At 65.4% G+C, this 17,687-nt stretch carries 18 protein-coding genes and 2 tRNA genes; 12 read left to right on the forward strand and 8 right to left on the reverse strand.

All coding sequences use genetic code 11. From position 1 onward, the window contains the following. Positions 1-54 precede the first annotated feature (54 nt). The 4 genes from H0264_RS17245 to H0264_RS17260 all read left to right on the forward strand — a co-directional run bounded on the left by H0264_RS17245 (position 55) and on the right by H0264_RS17260 (position 3,964). Positions 55-810, forward strand: a complete 756-nt coding sequence (locus H0264_RS17245; RefSeq protein WP_181584909.1) for an amino acid ABC transporter substrate-binding protein — start codon at positions 55-57, stop codon at positions 808-810. Between the two features lie 7 nt (positions 811-817). Then, positions 818-1,510 carry an amino acid ABC transporter permease gene (locus H0264_RS17250; RefSeq protein ID WP_181584910.1) on the forward strand — a complete coding sequence of 231 codons (693 nt, stop codon included), beginning with the start codon at positions 818-820 and terminating at the stop codon, positions 1,508-1,510. 90 nt (positions 1,511-1,600) lie between these two features. Continuing rightward, complete coding sequence (gene pyk / locus H0264_RS17255) at positions 1,601-3,022, forward strand: pyruvate kinase (RefSeq protein ID WP_181584911.1); 1,422 nt, start codon at positions 1,601-1,603, stop codon at positions 3,020-3,022. A gap of 30 nt (positions 3,023-3,052) precedes the next feature. Beyond that, complete coding sequence (locus tag H0264_RS17260) at positions 3,053-3,964, forward strand: acyl-CoA thioesterase (RefSeq protein WP_231087043.1); 912 nt, start codon at positions 3,053-3,055, stop codon at positions 3,962-3,964. A 56-nt stretch (positions 3,965-4,020) separates the two neighbouring features. On the opposite strand, the gene H0264_RS17265 is transcribed toward H0264_RS17260, so the two are convergent. From H0264_RS17265 to H0264_RS17275, 3 genes are all read right to left on the reverse strand, one after another. Continuing rightward, entirely contained in the window at positions 4,021-4,422 is a 402-nt protein-coding gene (locus H0264_RS17265; RefSeq protein WP_181584913.1) for a hypothetical protein, read from the reverse strand. A gap of 132 nt (positions 4,423-4,554) precedes the next feature. After that, entirely contained in the window at positions 4,555-5,241 is a 687-nt protein-coding gene (locus H0264_RS17270) for an arsenate reductase/protein-tyrosine-phosphatase family protein (protein WP_181584914.1), read from the reverse strand. Between the two features lie 77 nt (positions 5,242-5,318). Then, positions 5,319-5,957 (reverse strand): monooxygenase family protein, encoded by a 639-nt coding sequence (locus H0264_RS17275; RefSeq protein ID WP_181584915.1) that lies wholly within the window; start codon positions 5,955-5,957, stop codon positions 5,319-5,321. 169 nt (positions 5,958-6,126) lie between these two features. On the opposite strand from H0264_RS17275, the gene H0264_RS17280 reads away from it, so the two are divergent. Together H0264_RS17280 and H0264_RS17285 are read left to right on the forward strand one after the other, a co-directional pair. After that, a complete protein-coding gene (locus tag H0264_RS17280) occupies positions 6,127-6,909 on the forward strand; it encodes a ferritin-like domain-containing protein (RefSeq protein WP_220139998.1) in 783 nt (260 codons plus the stop codon). Positions 6,910-6,963: 54 nt separating this feature from the next. After that, a complete protein-coding gene (locus tag H0264_RS17285) occupies positions 6,964-7,779 on the forward strand; it encodes a thioesterase family protein (protein ID WP_231086497.1) in 816 nt (271 codons plus the stop codon). A gap of 66 nt (positions 7,780-7,845) precedes the next feature. Here H0264_RS17285 and H0264_RS17290 read toward each other — a convergent pair. Further along, positions 7,846-7,929, reverse strand: a tRNA-Leu gene (locus H0264_RS17290). A 219-nt stretch (positions 7,930-8,148) separates the two neighbouring features. Here H0264_RS17290 and H0264_RS17295 point away from each other — a divergent pair. The 6 genes from H0264_RS17295 to H0264_RS17320 all read left to right on the forward strand — a co-directional run bounded on the left by H0264_RS17295 (position 8,149) and on the right by H0264_RS17320 (position 14,305). After that, a complete protein-coding gene (locus H0264_RS17295) occupies positions 8,149-8,775 on the forward strand; it encodes an ANTAR domain-containing response regulator (protein ID WP_181584916.1) in 627 nt (208 codons plus the stop codon). A gap of 221 nt (positions 8,776-8,996) precedes the next feature. Further along, a complete protein-coding gene (locus tag H0264_RS17300; RefSeq protein ID WP_231086496.1) occupies positions 8,997-10,217 on the forward strand; it encodes a branched-chain amino acid ABC transporter substrate-binding protein in 1,221 nt (406 codons plus the stop codon). A 92-nt stretch (positions 10,218-10,309) separates the two neighbouring features. Then, the gene (locus tag H0264_RS17305; protein ID WP_181584917.1) at positions 10,310-11,359 is read left to right on the forward strand and encodes a branched-chain amino acid ABC transporter permease; all 1,050 of its coding nucleotides are present in this window, start codon (positions 10,310-10,312) and stop codon (positions 11,357-11,359) included. Beyond that, positions 11,356-12,594: a branched-chain amino acid ABC transporter permease gene (locus H0264_RS17310; RefSeq protein ID WP_181584918.1), complete on the forward strand. Its 1,239-nt coding sequence runs from the start codon at positions 11,356-11,358 to the stop codon at positions 12,592-12,594. Before H0264_RS17305 ends, H0264_RS17310 begins: the two co-directional genes overlap by 4 nt. Then, positions 12,591-13,562, forward strand: a complete 972-nt coding sequence (locus tag H0264_RS17315; protein WP_181584919.1) for an ABC transporter ATP-binding protein — start codon at positions 12,591-12,593, stop codon at positions 13,560-13,562. The genes H0264_RS17310 and H0264_RS17315 overlap by 4 nt, the downstream gene beginning before the upstream one ends. After that, positions 13,559-14,305: an ABC transporter ATP-binding protein gene (locus H0264_RS17320; RefSeq protein WP_181584920.1), complete on the forward strand. Its 747-nt coding sequence runs from the start codon at positions 13,559-13,561 to the stop codon at positions 14,303-14,305. Before H0264_RS17315 ends, H0264_RS17320 begins: the two co-directional genes overlap by 4 nt. 97 nt (positions 14,306-14,402) lie before the next feature. Here H0264_RS17320 and H0264_RS17325 read toward each other — a convergent pair whose 3' ends face one another. The 4 genes from H0264_RS17325 to H0264_RS17340 all read right to left on the reverse strand — a co-directional run bounded on the left by H0264_RS17325 (position 14,403) and on the right by H0264_RS17340 (position 17,679). Continuing rightward, positions 14,403-14,885 (reverse strand): hypothetical protein, encoded by a 483-nt coding sequence (locus H0264_RS17325; RefSeq protein ID WP_181584921.1) that lies wholly within the window; start codon positions 14,883-14,885, stop codon positions 14,403-14,405. A 429-nt stretch (positions 14,886-15,314) separates the two neighbouring features. Further along, positions 15,315-15,701 carry a RidA family protein gene (locus tag H0264_RS17330; protein ID WP_181584922.1) on the reverse strand — a complete coding sequence of 129 codons (387 nt, stop codon included), beginning with the start codon at positions 15,699-15,701 and terminating at the stop codon, positions 15,315-15,317. A gap of 121 nt (positions 15,702-15,822) precedes the next feature. After that, positions 15,823-15,895 (reverse strand) — tRNA-Trp (locus tag H0264_RS17335). Between the two features lie 122 nt (positions 15,896-16,017). After that, on the reverse strand, positions 16,018-17,679 hold the full coding sequence (locus H0264_RS17340; protein ID WP_181584923.1) for an MAC/perforin domain-containing protein: 1,662 nt from the start codon (positions 17,677-17,679) through the stop codon (positions 16,018-16,020). Positions 17,680-17,687 lie beyond the last annotated feature (8 nt).

Genomic DNA, 17,687 nt, shown 5'->3' on the forward strand with positions numbered 1-17,687 from the left:
CCCTGTACCGGTTGTCTGTCGCGTGGCCGGTCCACGCTCGAGGAGAGGTGTTCCGTGCGTCGTCGTAAGCTTTTCGCCGCCGTGCTCGCTGTGGCTGCCACCGTCGGACTGGCCGCCTGCGGCAGCAATGACGACCCCAATGTCCTGAAGGTCGGCACCGAGGGCACCTACTCGCCGTACTCCTACCAGGACAACGGCCAGCTCACCGGCTACGACGTCGAGGTCATCAAGGCCGTCGGCGACAAGATCGGCCGCAAGGTCGAATTCGTGCAGACCCCGTGGGACGCCATCTTCGCCGGGCTCGAGTCCAAGCGCTTCGATCTGGTCGCCAACCAGGTGACCATCAATCCCGAACGCGAGCAGAAGTATTCGCTGTCGCAGCCGTACACCACCTCCGAGGGTGTCATCATCACCAAGACCGGCAATACCGCCATCAAGACGCTGGCCGATCTGAGCGGCAAGACCTGCGCCCAGTCCACCACCAGCAACTGGTCGAAGGTCGCCTCCGGCGCGGGCTGCAAGGTCGAGGGCGTCGAAGGTTTCGTGCAGGCCATCCAGCTGCTCAAGACCGGTCGCGTGGACGCCTCGGTCAATGATTCGCTCGCGGTCGCCGACTACACCACCAAGAACGGCCAGGGTGATGTGCAGGTCGCCGGCAAGACCGGTGAGACCAGCAAGATGGCCTTCGCCGCCCGCAAGGATTCGCAGGCGCTGACCGACCAGATCAACAAGGCCCTCGACGAACTGCGCGCCGACGGCACCCTGGCGCGGATCTCCGAGAAGTACTTCGGATACGACGTCAGCAAGTGATCTCCGGATGCTGAACGCCATCCAGGACTTCTTCCACGGCCCCACCTGGGAGCTCATCGAGCGCAATCTCGTGCCCATGCTGCGGGCCACCGTGGAGATGACGCTGCCGCTCACCGCGATCAGCTTCGCCATCGGATTGGTCATCGCGCTGTTCGTCGCGCTGGCCCGCATGTCGAAGCTGTGGCCGGTGTCGGCGGCGGCACGGTTCTACATCTCGATCATTCGCGGCACCCCTTTGCTGGTGCAGCTGTTCATCGTGTTCTATGCGCTGCCGCAGTTCCAGATCGTCATCGATCCGTTCCCGGCCGCCGTCATCGCCTTCAGCCTCAATGTGGGCGGCTATGCGGCGGAAGTCATTCGCGCGGCGATTCTTTCGGTGGCGCACGGGCAGTGGGAAGCCTCGTACGCGGTCGGCATGAGCTACGCGCAAACCCTGCGGTTGATCATTCTCCCGCAGGCGTCGCGCATTGCTGTTCCGCCGCTGTCGAATACGTTGATCTCGCTCGTGAAGGACACCTCACTGGCGTCCACGATCCTCGTGACGGAGTTGCTGCGCACCGCCCAGCTGGCCGCCGCACCCACATTCGACTTCTTCGCGCTCTACGGCGTCGCGGCGATCTACTACTGGGTGATCTGCCTGATCCTGGGCTTCGGGCAAACCCGGCTGGAGACCCGCCTGGCCCGCCACGTCGCCCGCTGACCGGCTGTTTGTTGAACGGAATGTGTATATCTTTCCGAAGTGCGTGTGCCCGTTCAGCGGGACATATGTCACAGGTCTAGGGTTGTCCACGTGATGCGACGGACGAAGATTGTGTGCACTCTCGGACCAGCTGTGTCGTCCGAGGACCGAATTCGTGAACTCGTCGAGAGCGGTATGGACGTGGCGCGGCTGAACTTCAGCCACGGCGAGCACTCCGACCACGCGGAGAATTACAAGAAGGTGCGCGCGGCCAGTGATCATCTGGGTCGCGCCGTCGGCATTCTGGCCGATCTGCAGGGCCCCAAGATCCGGCTCGGCCGGTTCATCGAGGGCAAGACCGTATGGGCGACGGGTGAGGAAATCCGCATCACCGTCGACGACGTCGAAGGCACCCACGACCGCGTCTCGACCACCTACAAGGAACTGGCCAAGGACGCCAAGGCCGGCGACCGGCTGCTCGTCGACGACGGCAAGGTCGGGCTGACCGTGATCCGCGTCGACGGCAACGATGTCGTGTGCCGCGTGACCGAGGGCGGCCCGGTCTCCAACAACAAGGGCGTTTCGCTGCCGGGCATGGACGTGTCCGTTCCGGCCCTGTCCGACAAGGACATCGAAGACCTGAAGTTCGCGCTCGCACTGGGCGTCGACTTCATCGCGCTGTCGTTCGTGCGCTCGCCGTCGGATGTCGAGCTGGTGCACGAGATCATGGATCAGGCCGGGCGACGCGTGCCGGTGATCGGCAAGCTCGAAAAGCCGGAAGCCATCGACAATCTGGAGGCCATCGTGCTGGCCTTCGACGCGGTCATGGTGGCGCGTGGCGACCTGGGTGTGGAACTTCCCCTCGAGCAGGTGCCGCTGGTGCAGAAGCGCGCGATCCAGATGGCGCGCGAGAACGCCAAGCCGGTCATCGTGGCCACCCAGATGCTGGAATCCATGATCACCAACTCGCGCCCGACCCGCGCCGAGGCCTCCGACGTGGCGAACGCGGTGCTCGACGGCGCGGACGCGGTCATGCTCTCGGGTGAGACCTCCGTCGGCGAATACCCGATCGAGGCCGTGCGCACCATGGCCCGCATCGTGCACGCCGTGGAATCCGAATCCTCCACGCGGGTACCGCCTTTGACCCACGTGCCGCGCACCAAGCGCGGCGTCATCTCCTACGCCGCCCGCGATATCGGCGAGCGGCTCAATGCCAAGGCGCTGGTCGCGTTCACGCAGTCCGGTGACACGGTGCGCCGCCTGGCGCGGCTGCACACCCCGCTGCCGCTGCTGGCCTTCACACCGCAGGCGGAGATCCGCAGCCAGCTCGCATTGACCTGGGGCACCGAGACTTTCATCGTGCCGCCGGTCAAGGACACCGACGAGATGATCCATCAGGTCGACAATGCGCTGCTGTCCATCGGGCGCTACAACAAAGGCGACCTCGTGGTCATCGTGGCCGGCTCGCCGCCGGGTACTGTCGGTTCCACCAATCTGATCCACGTGCACCGGATCGGCGAAGAGGACCACTAGAACGAGGAGGACCACCGGGTGAGTGCGTCTCTGGAGACGGAATCGGCGGCAGGACCCGTCGATCCCGAGGGTGTCGGGCTATCCGACGATCTGCGGGTGCTGCTGCGCCTGCTCGATCTCGAGGAGCACGGTCCCGATATCTTCATCGGCCACCACCCGGACAAGGTCTGGTCCAGAACCTTCGGCGGGCAGCTCGTCGCGCAGGCCATCATCGCGGCCGGGCGCACGGTCGGCCCGGGGCGTCCGGTGCATGCGGTCAACGCGCATTTCGTGCGCGGCGGCGACACCAAGAAGCCGATCGAATACCACGTCGACCGGCATCGGGACGGGCGCTCGTTCGCCAATCGCACGGTGACCGCGTATCAGGACGGGCAGGAGCTGTTCGTCATGCTCGCGGCCTTCCAGGACTACGGCAAGGGCCTCGAGCACGGCGTGCCGCTGCCCGATGTGCCGGATCCGGAGGGGCTGCCGCGGGTGGAGGAATCCTTCGCCGGGCTCGAGGACAAGCTCGAAATGTTCGTCAAGGCACCGCATCCCATCGACATGCGGTACACGAACGATCCCGCCTGGATCCTCAAGGACAAGGGCGGCACGCTCGACTACAACCGGGTGTGGATGCGCACCGACGGGCCGCTGCCCGAGGACCCGATGATTCACGTTGCGGCGCTGGCGTATTCGTCGGACACCACGGTGCTGGATTCGATCATCACCACGCACGGGCTGTCGTGGGGGCACGATCGGATTCTCGCGGCGACGGTGAACCACTCCATCTGGTTCCACCGGCCGTTCCGGTTCGACGAGTGGGCGCTGTACGCGACCGAGTCGCCGGTGGCGTCCGGTTCGCGTGGTCTGGCGCGCGGGCATTTCTATTCGCGCACCGGTGAACTGCTCGCGACCACGGTGCAGGAAGGCGTGATCCGGCACTTCCCGGCGCGCGGCTGACCAAGACTTCACTCCAGGCCGTACCCCGCGTGGGTGCGGCCTGCGGTGTCTCCGCCTCAGATCAGTTCGCGGTTCTCTTCGAGTTCGAAGTTCTCGCGCTGCAGGGCGTGCACGATGTAGGGGATCGGCTCGCCCGCGCCGAGCTCGAGTACGAGGCGCTGCTCCAGCCGGGCGATACCGGCCTTCGTCAGCTGCCGCGACTCGCCGACCAGGCTGAGTGCGATCTCGAAGGTGCGTCGTTCGCCCGGATCGACGGCTGGATGATCCAGCCGCCACTGGGTTTCGAGCACGGTGTGCGCGGGATCGTCCACTTCGACCGGAAGCGTGAACCGCCACGCGAAGATATCGCGATCGGCCACGTACTCGTCGACCACGCGGCATACGGTGCGCACGACGCGATCGAGGGTCTGCGGTGTCCCGAAAACATGGAGCGAAACATCCGAAATCCGTTTCGGCATGTCTGAGTCCTGTTCGTGTGTCGAACCACGGCGGTGTGTTGTCCGTCCGCGGGGAGTGTAATCCCTTACCGGACCAAGCGGGCAGACAGTGGCATTGACACGCGGTGTTCGCTTCGGCGCGGCGGCGCGAATTCAGCCCGCCGACGACTCGGGCCGAGGCGCCGACTTGCGCTCCGGCCGAGGCGATTCCGCGGCATGAGCGGCGGATTCCGCACGGCCGCCGGGCAGTACGAGCAGGGCGGGACGCCGGTCGCCGGCCTCATCGGCGGCGGGGCGAGGGTGGATGGTGGCCTGCGGATGCTGATGCGCGTGCAGGGCCAGCAGCAGCGGGACGAGCGCCTCGGCGATGCGGTCGCCGACCTCGCAGAAGGCGTGCGGGGACAGGCCCACCGGATCGGAGATGTTCTCCCGGCCCACATACGCGAGATCGTCACGGGCGGCGTGCAACCCGACCACCGAGCGCGCACCGCTCACCTTCGCGATGCGGTACGCCTCGAGCAGCGTGAAGGTGCGGGGGAGGGCCTCGGGCACGAGATCGCGCACCTGGTCGCGGATCTGCTCGGTCATGGCCAGCACCAGATCGGCGCGGTGCACCATATCCGGTTTCAGGCGGCGGGCCCGGAAGTCGTCGGCATTGCCGCCCAGGCCCTCGATCGTCTGTGCCGCAAGGGGTTCCACCGGAAAGCCCACCAGTGCGCGCACACCCGCGCTTTCGGCGGTGAGCTCCTGTAGTCCGTGGTCAGCGGCTACCGCGAGCGTGAGGCGCTCGGCAATGACAGATCGGCAAACATTCCCGCTGCACACGAACAGCACATGCATGGGCACAACATAGGGCTTGGAATTGCTCGCCGAAATACTTCTGTGACCGAATCACAGGTTTGGAACGGGATGTTCATTCACTGGTTCGGAACCGGTCGCCTGTCGTTCGCTCCCGGGTCCGCGAGCGCGGACTCGCAGCAGGTCAAGGCCCCTGGAATATGCGCATGCTGTTGCGGCGCCGCATGATTCATATTCGCCGGGGGTTGGTCATTGCTTTCCTCATAGTAAGTGGATTCGTCTATTACCGGAGCGAATTCCGGTGTGGCGCCGCGCACTCGGCCGCGCGTGGAGAACAACCGCCCGCGCGCGGGAACGGTCGGCGCGAAGCGCGCCAATCCGGCCGTCGGCCCCATATCGTCGTACACCGAATCGATGCCGCCGCGCGCGAAATACGCTTCGTGCCAGAATCCGGTGCCGCCGGAATCGCGCAGAAAATCCCGCCACCAGATGCGGTGCGGTTCCGACCGCGTCCACCGTTCGAGCGAATCGAGATCGCGCCAATACTGCCGGGCGCCCCAGTGCGGCGGGAACATCGACCACACCACGTCCTCGTGCAGCAGCAGCCCGTCGGGTTTGTCGGCATGCGATCGGTACAGTTTCGGCCCAACCCCGAGCAGGCGCAGGATGCCGCGCGGCTTGCGCACCCGCATACCCAGCAGAATGACGACCAGGTCCGGATATTCGGACAGGTCGGCGGTCAGCCTGTTCACCCGCATTCCAGCCTCCGCGTGATGTGCTCGTTCTGAGCGGATGTACGAGTCAGCCTACGCCGCGGTTCGGATTCACACGGAATCTCCACAATGGCCGCCACTGCCGTCCACACTCCGTTCCTAGGCTCGGACCGGATGCCGGGACCGACCGGCCGGGGTGGAGCAGGAGGCCGCAGTGCACGAAACCGTCGAATTCTCGCGATGGACAACCGAATTCGAGGCCAAGGTGGCGGCCCGCGCGGCCACGGGAGACCCGGATTGGGCGTGCGGGGCGAGGCTGGATCCCGCGGTGGTCCGCAGTGTGCAGCGATTCCAGGTGGGGGAGTCCGGCGATGGGGCCAACCTGATGGCCAAGGCCGAACAGGCCGGTGACCCCGTCTACGCGGCGGCGGTGCGACTGTTCATCGCCGAGGAACGCAACCACGCCCGGCTGCTGGCCTGCCTGCTCGAGGCGGCGGGTGAGCCCACCATCGCGGCCCACTGGGTCGACGCCGTCTTCGTCCGCCTGCGCCGCGCCCTGGGCCTGCGCCTGGAACTCATGGTCCTCACCATCGCCGAGGTCGTCGCCCTGCGCTACTACCGCGCCCTGCGCGACGGCACATCCGATCCGCTCACCACCCGCGTGGCGGCCCTCATCCTGGACGACGAACGCCGCCACGTCCCCTTCCACTGCCAGCGCCTGCGCGCCGCCTTCGCCACAACCCCGCGCCCCGCCCGGGTTGCCGCGGGCCTGGCCTGGTGGGTGATCCTGCTCGGCGCGGTTCTGGTGGTCGCCGCCGACCACGGCCCCGCCCTGCGCGTATTGGGCGTCTCCCGAACGGTTTTCGCGCGCGATGTGATCGGCCTGTTCCGCGGTGTGCGCCGCAGCGTCACTCGAAGCCGGCGGCGGCATACGACCGGGCCGCTGCGTCGGTGGGCCGCCGGCGGCCATCGGCCGGACCCGGCCCTTCCGCAGTGAACTGAAACGTGTTCTACTTTTCACTGATCTTGAACCGAGAGAAGTGAGACGGTCGTGGCATTCTTCACGCTGGTCGACGGACAGTACATGGCAACCGATTTCGCGGTGAGCGCCTGGTCCCGCAGCCAAATCGCCGGTACTTCGGTGTGCGCGTTGCTCGCCCGCGGCCTGGAAACCCACACCCCCGGACCGGGTTTCATTCCCGCCCGCTTCACCACCGACCTGTTCCGCCCGGTCCTCACCGACCCCATCGAGCTGCGCACCGCGGTGGTCCGCGACGGCAACCGAGTCCGCGTCGTCGACGCCGAGATCATCCAGCACGGCGAGATCCGCTCCCGCGCCACCGTCATGTACCTGGCCGTGGCCGACCAGCCCCCGGGCGAAGTCTGGCAGCCCACCCACACCCTCCCGGTCCCCGACCGCCGCCTCGACTCGCCCGAGGGAAACCCGCCCCTGTTCAAATCCGGCGACCTCGAATGGACAGGCGACTTCGCCTCCGGCGTCAACAGCGAACGAAAATGCGCCTGGCACAACGTCCCACCCGTCGTAGCGGGCGACCCCGTAACCCCCTTCCAGCGCGCCGCCTTCGTAGGCGACACCACCAACCTGGTCTGCAACTGGGGAACCGCGGGCGTCGGCTACATCAACAGCGACGTCACCGTCACCCTCACCCGCCTGCCCGAAGGCCCGGAACTGGGCATCCAGGCCCGAGACCACTTCTCCGCCAACGGCATAGCGACAGCGAGCGCCACCCTCTACGACCGCACCGGCCCCCTGGGAACGAGCCTCGTCAACGGCATCTCCAATGCCCGCCGCCAGGTGGACCTCGCCGCCTTCGCTGAAGAACGCTCCTTCGCCACCCAGCGCTGATACGGCCGACCGGCCGCCGAAACAACAATGGCGGGCATGATCTTCCGATCATGCCCGCCATTTCAGTGCCGAGTGTGGGACTTGAACCCACACGTCCTTTCGGACAACGGTTTTTGAGACCGTCGCGTCTGCCTGTTCCGCCAACTCGGCGCACCGGGTTCGAATCATAGCGGGTGTTGGGCGCTGGAACTAAATCGAGGGGCCGGGACGCGACACGGGTTGTGATACTGGTCGGTTTGCGCTGGGTAGATGGGTTGTGAGCGCGGGTGGACGGTACTCTTTGGTTACTCGGGTGCGTGCCGATCCGTCGAGGGTGGCTTCGGACCGGGATGCGTCGGGTGTTGGTATCGGAGCGACAGGGGTTCATCTATGGGAACGACAGCAGGGGGCGGTTCTAAGCGGGATGCCGCGGCGTCCGCCCCCAAGCGGGTGGTGGTTGCCGAGGACGAGGCGCTCATCCGGATGGATCTGGTGGAGATGCTCTCCGAAGAGGGGTATCTGGTGGTGGGTGAGGCGGGCGACGGTCAGCAGGCCGTGGACCTCGCCGAGGAGTTGCGTCCGGATCTGGTGATCATGGACGTGAAGATGCCGCGCCGGGACGGGATCGACGCCGCCGCCGAGATCGCGTCGAAACGCCTTGCGCCGGTGGTCATTCTGACCGCTTTCAGTCAGCGGGATCTGGTCGAGCGGGCGCGCGACGCGGGGGCGATGGCGTACCTGGTGAAGCCGTTCACGAAATCGGATCTGGTGCCGGCCATCGAATTGGCGGCCAGCCGATTCCACGAGATCACCGCCCTCGAAGGTGAAGTCGCGAATCTTTCCGAGCGGCTCGAAACCCGCAAGCTGGTCGAGCGTGCCAAGGGTGTGCTGATGCAGACTCAGGGTCTCTCGGAACCGCAGGCGTTCAAGTGGATTCAGCGCACCGCCATGGATCGCCGCACGACGATGAAGGCCGTCGCGGAGGTTGTATTGGAGAATCTGGCTCCCAAGTCCTGATAGCCGGATTCGATAACCGAATCGTTGCCCAGTGTGGGTTCGGTGGGTTAACTCCACCGAAACACGCTGGGCAAATTCGTTTGTTGCGATGTCACATGAATGATGCGAATGTGATGCGGAGCTAACGTTGCAGGGATATGTTCTGGTCGGGCCGATAGATGAGGCGGCCTCCCCGGCTGGCCGGGGAGCACAGAACATAGAGGTGAATCGTGCTTGGTTCAATGACGCGCACGACCCTGCGGCAGTCCCGCACGGCGCGAGCGATGGTCATCGGCGCGGCAGCGGCAATCGTGCTGGCGGGTTGTAGCAGCAAGTCCGACGACGACAAGGGTTCGGGCAGCAACCTGAACATCAAGCCGGTGGTGCAGATCGACACGTCCGGCAAGGAGGTGCCCGCCGGCACCACCAGCACCGCGGCCGACCCCGCGGGTGACGGCAAGGCCACCTGCAAGCCCCAGACCATTGCCATGGCGGGCCCGCTCACCGGCCCGAACTCCGCACTCGGCATCAACATCATCATGGGTGTCGAGCTGGCGCTGAAGCAGCACAACACGGCCAACCCCAACTGCCAGGTGACCGTCAAGCGCTTCGACACCGAGGGCAACCCGCAGAAGGCCACCCAGGTCATCCCGACGATCATCAACGATCAGTCGATCTCCGCCCTGATCGGCCCCACCTTCTCCGGTGAGACCAAGGCGACCGGCCAGATCCTCAGCGATGCCGGCCTGCCCACGCTGACCGCGTCGGCCACCAACGCCACCCTCACCACCAATGGCTGGAAGACCTTCTTCCGCGGCCTGGCCAATGACGACCTGCAGGGTCCGGCCGTGGCCAAGTACCTGACCGGTGCGGCCGGCTTCAAGAAGATCTGCGTCGCCCAGGACAACACCGAATACGGCACCGGCCTGGCCCGCGCCGTCACCGAGGGCCTCGGCGCGGCCGCCGACCCGGCCTGCTCGGTGCAGGTGAAGGAGGGCGACAAGGACTTCGCCGCCGCCGTCTCCAAGCTGAAGGGCGCCGCCCCCGACGCCATCTTCTACGCCGGCTACTACGCCGAGGCCGCCCCGTTCGTGAACCAGCTGCGCTCCAGCGGCGTCACCGCGACCTTCGTCTCTGCGGACGGCACCAATGATCCGCAGTTCGTGCGACAGGGTGGCGACGCCACCAAGGACGCGCTGCTGTCCTGCCCGTGTGGTCCGGCTCCGGAGAAGTTCACCGCCGACTACGAGGCGCTCAACGGCCAGGCTCCCGGCGTGTACTCGGTCGAGGGCTACGACCTCACCACCATCGTGCTGAAGGCCATCGACTCCGGAAAGACCTCGCGCGCCGACATTCTCGACTTCGTCCGCAGCTACGACGGAGCCGGGCTGGCACGCCAGTACAAGTGGAGCGAGAGCGGTGAACTCACCTCTGCTCTGATCTGGATGTACAAGGTCCAGTAGGACAACGGAATTCGCGAGCAGCGTGCGCTGCCGGGCGCGGAGACCCCGCCGCCCGCCGGCGCACGCTGCTGGCTCGATGGCGAGAGTAACGAATGACTGTAACCGCGCTGGCCGACTCGGCCGTGCTCGCCGGTTCGATCGGGTTCGACGTACAGGGACTCTTCGACCGGTTCTGGGATCTGACCGTGGAGGGATTGACCTACGGGTCGATCTACGCGCTGGTGGCCGTCGGCTACACGCTGGTCTACGGTGTGCTGCGACTGATCAACTTCGCGCATTCGGAAATCTTCATGCTGGGATTGTTCGGCCAGTATGTGGGATTGATGCTGCTCGGATTCGATCCCCGCGGCAATGCCTACAACCAGGGCATGTTCCTGACCATCCTGTATCTCGGCCTGGCCATGCTGATCGGCATGGCGATATCGGGCGGCGCCGCATTGGGATTGGAGCGCGTGGCCTATCGGCCGCTGCGCAAACGCGGAGCCAGACCGCTCAGCTTCCTGATCACCGCGATCGGCATGTCGTTCGTCATCCAGGAATTCGTGCACTACGTGCTGCCGGAGATCAGTGACGCGCTGGGACTCGCGCGCCTGGGCGGCAACAACGCGCAGGAGAAGATCAAGCTGGTGGAGGCCAAGGAACAGTTCAATCTGTTCGGCGCCTCGGTCACCAATGTCACGCTGATCATCATCTTCGCCGCGGTGGTTCTCGCCGCGACCACCGAAATCCTCATCAACAGAACGAAATTCGGGCGTGGCATTCGCGCAGTCGCGCAGGACCCGGACACCGCCACGCTGATGGGCGTCTCGCGCGAGAAGGTCATCATGCTGACCTTCCTCATCGGCGGCGTGCTGGCCGGTGCGGCCGCGCTGCTGTTCAGCCTGCGGGTGCCCGAGGGCATCATGTACACGAGCGGATTCGTGCTCGGCATCAAGGCTTTCAGTGCCGCCGTGCTCGGCGGTATCGGCAATCTGCGCGGTGCGCTGCTGGGCGGGCTGCTGCTGGGCGTCGCGGAAATGTACGGCCAGGCCCTGTTCGGTGAGGCCTGGCGCGATGTGGTCGCCTTCGTGCTGCTGGTCGCGGTTCTCATGATCCGGCCCACCGGCATTCTGGGGGAGAGCCTCGGAAAGGCGCGGGTATGACGACGACACAGGACAAATGGCCGGCCAAACCCACTGCGCCGCAACGCGATATGCGCGGCGTGGGGGATGCGATCCGCAGTTGGTGGGACGGGCTGTCGCGGCCCATGCAGTGGGCCGTGGGCGTGCCCGCGCTGATCGTGCTGGCGCTGCTGCCGCTGTACCCGCCGCCCGGACTCGACACTCCCGGATACAGTTTCGGGCTGGTCATGGCGCAGTTCGCCATGTTCGCGCTGATCGCGCTGGGCTTGAATGTCGTTGTGGGGCAGGCGGGTCTGCTCGACCTCGGGTATGTCGGCTTCTACGCGGTCGGCGCGTACACGGTCGGTCTGCTCACCAGCCCGGAGAGCCCGTGGCACAAGACCGACGGCGTGTTCTCCTCGGAGTGGGCGTGGCTGGCGTGCGTGCCCTTGGCGGTGGCGCTCACCGCGTTCTCCGGATTGATTCTCGGTACCCCCACCCTGCGTCTGCGCGGTGACTATCTGGCCATCGTGACATTGGGTTTCGGTGAGATCGTGCGCCTGCTCGCCGACAATCTCGGCGAGGTCACCAATGGCAGCCTCGGGCTGTCGGGCATCGCCTACCCGCGGCTCGGCGAATCCGAGGAGCTGCCGGGCGGATACTTCTCCTCCGGCCATTTCGGTGACCCCGAGAGCTCGAACCTGTTGGACAAGGCCAACAATGGCGTGTGGTGGTACTGGCTGGCCTTCGTGCTGGTGATCCTGGTGCTGCTGATCGTCGGCAATCTGGAGCGCAGCCGCGTCGGCCGCGCCTGGGTCGCCATTCGCGAGGACGAGGACGCCGCCGAGATCATGGGCGTGCCCACCTTCAAGTTCAAGCTGTGGGCGTTCATGATCGGCGCGGGCATCGGCGGGCTGTCGGGTGCGATCTACGCCGGGCAGGTGCAGTTCGTGAATCCGCCGGTGTTCAACATCATCAACTCGATGCTGTTCCTGTGTGCGGTCGTCATCGGCGGCTCCGGCAACAAGCTCGGTGTCATCATGGGCGCGTTCCTGATCGCCTGGCTGCCCATCCGGCTGCGCTCGGTGGAGGTCGCCGGGACGTCCCTCGGCGACTACAAATATCTGATGTTCGGCATCGTGCTGGTCGTCATGATGATCTTCCGGCCGCAGGGTTTGTTCCCGGTCCGGCAGAAACTGCTCACTTACGGCCGGCAGATCACCCGCGCGGTGCGCAGGCCGGGCCAAGACGCGGGGACGACAGGAGCTCAGCAATGACCGGGCCGGGCGCGGGTGGCGCGCTGTTCGACAACGAAGACATGCGGGCCGGGTACACCGCCCCGCCGGAAGAGGAAACCAGCGCGGGCACGGTCGACGTGACCGAGGTGCTGCCGGTGCTCTCCGATGCGTCCGTGGTCGCGGATGTCGTTGCGCCGCACCGGGAAATCGAGACCGCCGTCGGCGAGCCCCTGCTGCGCACCGACGGACTGACGGTGAAATTCGGTGGTCTCACCGCCCTGGACGATGTGACCTTCGAGATCCGCCGCGGCGAGATCCTCGGGCTCATCGGCCCCAACGGCGCGGGCAAGACCACCTGCTTCAACGCCATCACCGGCGTGTACCGGCCGGCGGCGGGCACCGTCTACTTCGACGGCAAACCGCTCACCACCTTCAAACGCAATCAGATCACCCGGCTCGGCATTGCCCGCACCTTCCAGAACATTCGCTTGTTCGGGGAGATGACGGCGCTCGAGAACGTGGTCGTCGGCACCGACGCCCGGCACAAGACCTCGGTTCCCGGCGCGGTGTTCCGCACCGCCCGGCATCGCCGCGAGGAACACGACGCCATCGAAAGAGGCATGGCGCTGCTGGAATTCGTCGGAATCGCCCCGCGCGCGGTGGAGAAGGCCCGCAACCTCTCCTACGGCGATCAGCGCCGCCTGGAGATCGCCCGCGCGCTCGCCACCGAACCGAAACTGCTGTGCCTGGACGAACCCGCCGCGGGCTTCAACCCCAGCGAGAAGTCCGCCCTCATGGATCTGATCCGCAAGATCCGCGACGACGGCTTCACCGTGCTGCTCATCGAACACGACATGCGCCTGGTCATGGGTGTCACCGACCGCATCGTCGTGCTCGAGTTCGGCCGCAAGATCGCCGACGGCCTCCCCACCGAGATCCGCGAGAACCCGAAGGTCATCGCCGCCTACCTGGGCGTCCCCGACGAGGAAGAGGGTGAAGCCCCATGACATCACTCGAGAAGAAGTCGTCCACCCCCCTCCTCGAAGTCGAGGACATGGTGGTCAACTACGGCAGAATCCAAGCCCTGCACGGCATTTCCCTGTCGGTCAGCGAAGGTGAACTGGTAACCCTGCTCGGCGCCAACGGCGCCGGCAAAACCACCACCATGCGCGCCCTCTCCGGCCTCCTCCCCCTGAGCGGCGGCCGAATCCTCTTCCAGGGCAAAGACATAACCCGCGTGAAAGCCCACGACCGAGTAACCCTGGGCCTGATCCAGGCCCCGGAAGGCCGAGGCATCTTCCCGGGTATGACAGTCCAGGAAAACCTCGACATGGGCTGCTACGCCCGCACCTTCAAACAGAAATCCGAATACAAGGAAACCCTCGACTGGGTCCTCTCCCTCTTCCCCCGAGTAGCCGAACGCCGCACCCAGGTGGGCGGCACCCTCTCCGGCGGCGAACAACAAATGGTGGCCATCGCCCGCTCCCTCATGGCCCGCCCCAAACTCCTCCTGCTGGACGAGCCGTCAATGGGCCTGGCCCCCATGGTGATTCAACAGATCTTCCGAATCATCGCCGACATCAACGCCCAGGGCACCACAGTCCTGCTCGTAGAACAGAACGCCCAACAGGCCCTGACCCGCAGCCACCGTGCCTACATCCTGGAAACAGGCGAGGTAACCAAAACCGGCCCCGGCCGAGAACTCCTCCACGACCCCGCCGTCAAATCCGCCTACCTCGGCGTCGGCTGACCCACCGGCCTGAGCCCACACTTTCGTTCATTTTTCTGCCAATCCGGCCAGAAATCCCCGAATAGTGTTGGCCCAGGCCGGATCCGGTGCGCAACCCTCAACGTTCGGCCAGCCATGCCTCGACGACCCCGGCAGTCTCTCTGGACCAGAATCCGGTGAACGGCCGACTGCCGTCGAGATCGCACAGATGAAGGAACGCGCTCTCGGTATCGAGCCCGGCCCACTGATCGAGGAACGGGCCCAGATCAACTCCGGTGACGGCGATCGAGCACAGCACTGTCTCGATTCCCACTTGTGCCGGGTACGTGGCGAGCGTGTGCAGCCACCAGGAGTACAGAAACTCGGTCACAGCCTGCTTCTCGAGAGAGTATTGGAATTCGTCCACGCCACCCCAGGTGGTCATGGCCTTCGCCGCGTACCGGGCAAGCTGATCGGGAGCCAGTTCGCTGACCGGCACCGCCGGCAGACAGCTGTCCGCACCGGGTTCGACGCAGTGCGGGCAACCATCCACGACGGCAGGACGCGGCACTCGCGCGAAAACCTCGTACAGGCGCTGCTGAGCGTCCGTGTGGACCGTCATCTGCTGACCGTAACCGGACCCTGGTATTCCTCCGCTTTCCACCACCGGTGAATACCATTCGCACAGAGGGCCCTGGCGGAATCCCCCGTGTCGTTCAGCCCCGTAATGCTGAGCCAGACCAAGGCGCCCTGCGCGCGGCAGTCTCCCGAGATCCTGCGTTCCCTCTCGTCGATATCCTCGCCCTCGATCCGGTACGGGGAGAACCCGGTCACCCGGTAGTCCGCAGTCGCCGAGACGCAGGGCACGATCCAGAATTGTGCCGCTTTCTCACCTGGCGCAACGCCTACACAGTCTCCGGCCCCTACGCTGGAAATCGGCTTCCCGCTGTACATTCCGCAATCCACGCGTAGTGCGAAAACCGCGGTCGCAGCCAGGATGAGCACCGTCCCGATCGTCACCACGCGACCTCGCGTATTCCGGTCTTCCTCGTCAGGCGGCCGCGATAGCCTCGATCTCGACCAGCCAGTCATTGTCCAATGTCGCGGCCACGATCGAGGTGGTGGGGATGACACGCCCATTCAAGGCGGCTACGCGGGCCTCGGCATTGGTTTCGGCGTAGGCGGCGTCTCGGAGGTATGCGGTGGTGCGGACGATATTGTCGACGGTCATGTCCGCGGCGGCGAGGATCCGCCGGATGTTGGACCAGATCAGGTCGAGTTGGTCTTCCAGTGTCGCGCCCGGCCGACCGGTGGGGTCCAGGCCCATGGTGCCGGAGATGAACAGGAATCGGCTGGCATCGCGCACCTCGTGGGCATGGATGTAGTCGCCGGTGGCGGGGTAGACGCCGTCGGTGGGGTTGTGCGGTATCAGGTCCATCCCGTCGATCCTGCCATGATCGATTGAGCCGCAGCAGATTTCGCTGTCTTCGGGGAGGCGCCCGCTGGAAAGACTGCGGGCCGGGCGCTCGGTGATCGAGTGCCCGGCCCGGAGCCGTTTGCAGGGGCGACAGGACTTGAACCTGCAACCTGCGGTTTTGGAGACCGCTGCTCTGCCAGTTGAGCTACGCCCCTTGGCGTGGCGTCACGCTACCAGGTGACGGCGCGGGAGCGAAATCCGTTTTCCGGCAAGGCGTTGGGGTCCGGCGTCGAGCGGGGCGAATGCACTGATCAACGCCGGGTTTGCCCGAGCGGGGTCAGGGGCGGCGCTTCGGGGCGTGCTCCTTGTCGCGGCCGCGCGGCGGCTTGTGGCCGTGTCCCGGGTGCTGTGGTTGTTCGGGAGGCATGGGTTCGGCTTCGGCGATGGAGCCGATGGTGTGCTCCTTGCTGATCGCGTTGGCGGTGCGCGCGTAGGTGAGGGCGACCACCGAGGCGTTCATGTTGAAGTAGTAGGGCTCGTTGAGCCAGTCATTGGGGGAGTAGACGGCCTGGAGTAGTTCGAGTGCCATTCCCGGTGCCGCGCCCTGTCTGCCCACGACGACATAGCAGGCCGAGCCGGCCTTGTCGGGGTAGCCGATGAATTTCTTCCAGCCGGCCATGGTGGCTCCGATGCTGAGCAGCCAGTGCTGGAAATCCTGGGACGGATAGTTCAGGAGGTCGATGGCGAAACCGCTCACGGCCGCCACATAGCCGCGAGCGGTGACGGCATTCAGATCGTTCATCATCGTGGTATAGATGGACGGGTCGGGGGACAGCGAATTCGGTTCGTAGGTCTGGTAATACAGGTGGGACATGATCGGTTCGAAGGTCAGTTGATCGAACAACGCCAGCTGATATCCGCCGACCGGTGCCGCCTGTCCGGGAGCCACCACGGTGGGCGGCGGCGGGGTCACCGGCGGGTTCGGTACCGCCACATTGCCATTGGCGAGAATGCCCCACCCCGTGAGCACATTGCCGCCGCCCGGCGCTTTGCCCTGCGCGTAATCGGTGGAGGCGTAGGTGAAGATCGCGCCATTGGTGTAGGCCTCCAGGGCTTCTGACACCGCCGACGCCTGATCGCCGGAGAACAATACGTTCAGCGGCCGCAGTTCGTACTCGACGGCGGCGGGATTCTTCATCAACTCTTTGGACCAGGCATCGAATTGGACCGAGTCCGAGGAGCCGTAGCCGGGGGTCAGCGAGTTCAGCAGGCTGATGTCACCCCCGGTGGCATTGACCGTGACGATCCGGCTGTCGGCCCACGTCTTGCCCAGGGTGTCCCACTCGGTCTGCGATTCGGCCTTGCTGGAGACGAAGACGGCGTTGTACTCCAGCGTCACGTTCGCCCGCACGGTTTCCTCGTTGGAGGAGTACAGGGTTTGCACGGCCTCGTAGTAGTCGAGGCTGCCACCCACGGTCACCTGTGTCACCAGATGTGTTCCCCACTTGCGGAATACGGTGAAGAACTTCTCCTGATTCTGCGGCGTGAAGGTGGCGGGCAGGTTCGCCACATCCGGGTCGTTCTTGAAATCCGAGCTGACCCATTGCGACGAGGTGTGGTTGACATTCAGCTTCCACGCCGTGAAGTCGGCTTCGAAAATGCAGTAGTAGTACGACTGGTCGGTTGTTTCCGTCTTTTTGTAGGCAAGATCGAATTGCGCGCTGCATCCGCCGTAGGACGCCTGCACCCCCGCCTTCTGTGAAAAGTGCGATTGGAACTGTTCGATCGTGTTGTACACGTAGGAGGAACCCGTGGTGTGCGTGAACTCCACCGGCCCGGCATTGTCCGGAACCGAATAGACGGTCCCGGTCGGCGGGTATTCCCAGGTCCTGGTATCGGGACCGAGATCGATTATCTGGTCCATCAACGAGTTGGCGCTGTACTCACCGAGAATATTGAATCCGCGTCCGATGGCGGTCGCGCCGGGTATCAACGACATGGTGTGTT

Source organism: Nocardia huaxiensis, from assembly GCF_013744875.1.
In the GTDB taxonomy this organism is placed as follows: Bacteria; Actinomycetota; Actinomycetes; order Mycobacteriales; family Mycobacteriaceae; genus Nocardia; species Nocardia huaxiensis.

What these genes read in the sequence shown, in the direction of transcription:
- H0264_RS17250 (WP_181584910.1), top strand. Translation starts at nt 818, where the DNA reads ATGCTGAACGCCATCCAGGACTTCTTCCACGGCCCCACCTGGGAGCTC.
- H0264_RS17265 (WP_181584913.1), bottom strand. Translation starts at nt 4,422, where the DNA reads ATGCCGAAACGGATTTCGGATGTTTCGCTCCATGTTTTCGGGACACCG.
- H0264_RS17270 (WP_181584914.1), bottom strand. Translation starts at nt 5,241, where the DNA reads ATGCATGTGCTGTTCGTGTGCAGCGGGAATGTTTGCCGATCTGTCATT.
- H0264_RS17275 (WP_181584915.1), bottom strand. Translation starts at nt 5,957, where the DNA reads ATGCGGGTGAACAGGCTGACCGCCGACCTGTCCGAATATCCGGACCTG.
- H0264_RS17295 (WP_181584916.1), top strand. Translation starts at nt 8,149, where the DNA reads ATGGGAACGACAGCAGGGGGCGGTTCTAAGCGGGATGCCGCGGCGTCC.
- H0264_RS17300 (WP_231086496.1), top strand. Translation starts at nt 8,997, where the DNA reads ATGACGCGCACGACCCTGCGGCAGTCCCGCACGGCGCGAGCGATGGTC.
- H0264_RS17305 (WP_181584917.1), top strand. Translation starts at nt 10,310, where the DNA reads ATGACTGTAACCGCGCTGGCCGACTCGGCCGTGCTCGCCGGTTCGATC.
- H0264_RS17310 (WP_181584918.1), top strand. Translation starts at nt 11,356, where the DNA reads ATGACGACGACACAGGACAAATGGCCGGCCAAACCCACTGCGCCGCAA.
- H0264_RS17315 (WP_181584919.1), top strand. Translation starts at nt 12,591, where the DNA reads ATGACCGGGCCGGGCGCGGGTGGCGCGCTGTTCGACAACGAAGACATG.
- H0264_RS17320 (WP_181584920.1), top strand. Translation starts at nt 13,559, where the DNA reads ATGACATCACTCGAGAAGAAGTCGTCCACCCCCCTCCTCGAAGTCGAG.
- H0264_RS17325 (WP_181584921.1), bottom strand. Translation starts at nt 14,885, where the DNA reads ATGACGGTCCACACGGACGCTCAGCAGCGCCTGTACGAGGTTTTCGCG.
- H0264_RS17330 (WP_181584922.1), bottom strand. Translation starts at nt 15,701, where the DNA reads ATGGACCTGATACCGCACAACCCCACCGACGGCGTCTACCCCGCCACC.
- H0264_RS17340 (WP_181584923.1), bottom strand. Translation starts at nt 17,679, where the DNA reads ATGTCGTTGATACCCGGCGCGACCGCCATCGGACGCGGATTCAATATT.